The sequence below is a fragment of the Roseburia sp. 1XD42-69 genome (genome assembly GCF_003612565.1).
Taxonomy (GTDB): domain Bacteria; phylum Bacillota; class Clostridia; order Lachnospirales; family Lachnospiraceae; genus Roseburia_B.
The window spans coordinates 1-2438 of sequence record NZ_RAZG01000169.1 but is presented as its reverse complement, the minus strand read 5'-3'; the positions used below and the strand labels follow the sequence as shown (position 1 = coordinate 2438).

General features: G+C 39.9%; 3 protein-coding genes and 1 pseudogene. 1 reads left to right on the top strand and 3 read right to left on the bottom strand.

The window, feature by feature from the left end; all coding sequences use genetic code 11:
* Positions 1-110: 110 nt before the first annotated feature.
* Positions 111-392, bottom strand: a pseudogene (locus tag D7Y06_RS24745) (type IV secretory system conjugative DNA transfer family protein); the annotation flags it as partial.
* A gap of 221 nt (positions 393-613) precedes the next feature.
* Here D7Y06_RS24745 and D7Y06_RS24740 point away from each other — a divergent pair.
* The gene (locus tag D7Y06_RS24740) at positions 614-1255 is read left to right on the top strand and encodes a hypothetical protein (RefSeq protein WP_120410131.1); all 642 of its coding nucleotides are present in this window, start codon (positions 614-616) and stop codon (positions 1253-1255) included.
* A 97-nt stretch (positions 1256-1352) separates the two neighbouring features.
* Here the strand turns inward: D7Y06_RS24740 and D7Y06_RS24735 are convergent, their stop codons facing one another.
* Both D7Y06_RS24735 and D7Y06_RS24730 read right to left on the bottom strand, forming a co-directional pair.
* Positions 1353-2207, bottom strand: coding sequence for a PD-(D/E)XK nuclease family transposase (locus tag D7Y06_RS24735; RefSeq protein WP_120410130.1), 855 nt, complete (start codon positions 2205-2207; stop codon positions 1353-1355).
* 76 nt (positions 2208-2283) lie between these two features.
* A partial coding sequence (locus D7Y06_RS24730) for a transposon-encoded TnpW family protein (protein ID WP_120410129.1) occupies positions 2284-2438 on the bottom strand: 155 nt, incomplete at its 5' end.

Here is a 2438-nt window from a genome sequence, read left to right as displayed (position 1 = left end):
TCTCCTTTGCTCTTTCACTTGATAGTATAGGTTGTTCAACTTTTTCTGTCCACACTTATATACTAACACCAAGCCCGCGCGGAACAAATGGGTTCCGCTTACGAGCGCACGGCAAACTCATCGAGCAAGCAGCGCACATGGACGGGCAGCCTGCCATGATACACATCGTCCGCCCTGTCACAGAGCAGGTTGAAAAGCTGCGTATACATGATAGACACAATAAAATTGAACGTGTCATCGGTATCGGAGATAATGACAAACAGCGCTGTCTTTTCATCCCCAATCATATCCAGTCCCAACTCGTCATAGCTTGTCAGGTCACGCAGCTCCTTGATGTCAAAGGGGGCTAAACGTGCGCCACAGCTAATTAAGATGCTTTTCGCTGTCTTGCCAGTGACGTTTTGTAAAGGACTTTTTAATCAAATTCACAAAAAGTTTACATTTATCCATCTTTATTTTTAGATAATAGTTTTCCCGCCATATAATAGAACCCGTTTCAACATACAAAATAACCTGATGGTTAAGAGAATTTTATTGAAATTATTGAGAATTATGCTAGAATCATACTTACAAGTTCTGGTAAATTATTAACATTTGAAAGGATATGATTGTAATGGAGAAGTCTTTACCTAATGATAAGGAATTAGAAGTTTTAACGTTATTTTATAATAGATTTTATGATTTGTATGAAGAAATTACTAATGATAATTTTTTTAAAGAAAATGCTCAATTACGTTTTTTTAAATTGAGAGAAGCATTTTCGATATACAAAGAATTATTAAGCTATGAGCCAATAAAAAGCTATCTTGAATGGATGAAAAGAGGTGGAAGACCCCCTCTTGAAGGTATTATCGCAGATGGTCTATTTAGCTTTATACGAAATTTATTATTACACTTTCCTATTTTTAAAACCTGGGATGAAGTATATGTAAATAAAAATTTAGCTACATGGAGTAAAAAAGGACAAATTGATAAATTTCTGCATAAATGCACTCAAATAAAAATTGATGGTAGTGGAATCCTTCAATATCGAATTTGGGAAGTTAAGAAAGAAAAAATGACATACTTTTCAATACATTTTCCTGAGGTCTATAATCAAAATGATATTTATTTGAAAGACATAATTTCTGAAGATGCTGGCATGAAGTTTTGCATGGCACTAATGAGAGAAGTCTTGGATACACAAGTCGAAAATGCGGATGAACCCGATATTAAAATTATGTCTCAGGTATACATGCCCATTAAAACAAAATAATTTTTTGACAAATTCACATTTTATAAATAGTGTCTTGTATAATCGTAAAAATTATAGACTGGGAACCTGTCTTTAGATTCCCAGCCTACAGTTTTGTCTATGCACTTCTATCAGCTTTCAGTTGTTTTACTTCTTCAAGAGAAAGTCCTGAAATATTAACGATTTCCTCCAACGCATATTTGCCAGCTGCCAGCATACGGCGTGCCGTAGCTTTCATGCCTTCACGGATGCCTTCCTGTAAGGATTCGTTTCTCATATCTTCCATGGCCTTACACATAATCTCGATTCCCTCCTTGCTTTCCTTGAAAAATTTCACCCTGCTTGCCAGGATTCCGTAGTACATATCTTTTGCGTCCGTACAGGAGAAGTCGTGCATTAACTTCCCGATTGGCGTATCTCCACGGTAAGCGCCATTTACATACAGTATGTGCGAACCGTCCTCAAATCTTTTCCCGGTTCCTAAAAAGCACCGCTCAATCGGATAGAGCGGCAGCCCTTTTCCCATTACGTCATTCTCTGTAATAAAGATTACCCACGTTTCCGGCAGCTTGTCGAAGTCCTCGCCTTTTTTCAAAAGGTTTGCGTCCATCATGCTGCTGTTGTACCTTGCCCTTTTTCTCCCGGCTCCTTTGTCGGAACGCTGTACTTCCACATTCAGTTTTGCCCCTGTGCTGTCCGTAGCCAGGATATCCAACCTCACTGAGCGGTTCAACAGGTTCTCCACAAATACCTGGGTGCGGACGTCCAGCACCTTTAAATCCGGTTTTTCCAGAACAATCTGCAATACCAGTTCTATGCTTGCCGTATCTCCCTCAAAACACTTTGTGAGGAAATCATCATCAAGCAGGCGAAAGCCTCTTAGCCTCTGTAAATCTTCCTGATGTTTCTGGTCTATCTGTTCCGTCACTGTCAATCTTCCCACCTGCTTTCCCCTCTGTTTTCGTATCTCCATACTACCATAAACCTCCTGATTTTACAAGCCGGGAGCCAGCGCATTTCTGATTCCCGGCCTGTTTCTATTATCATTTTTACATCTGCTGTATCTCATTTTCCAGCATACGCTTGATTTTGTCGCTCATGGTTTCCCTGCTGGTCTTACTGAAATGAACCCGCACAATGTAGGTAGTCCGGCCAATCTTCTTCACCAGTGCGGGAGCGTCCTTATCTGGTGGCGTGGTGGTAA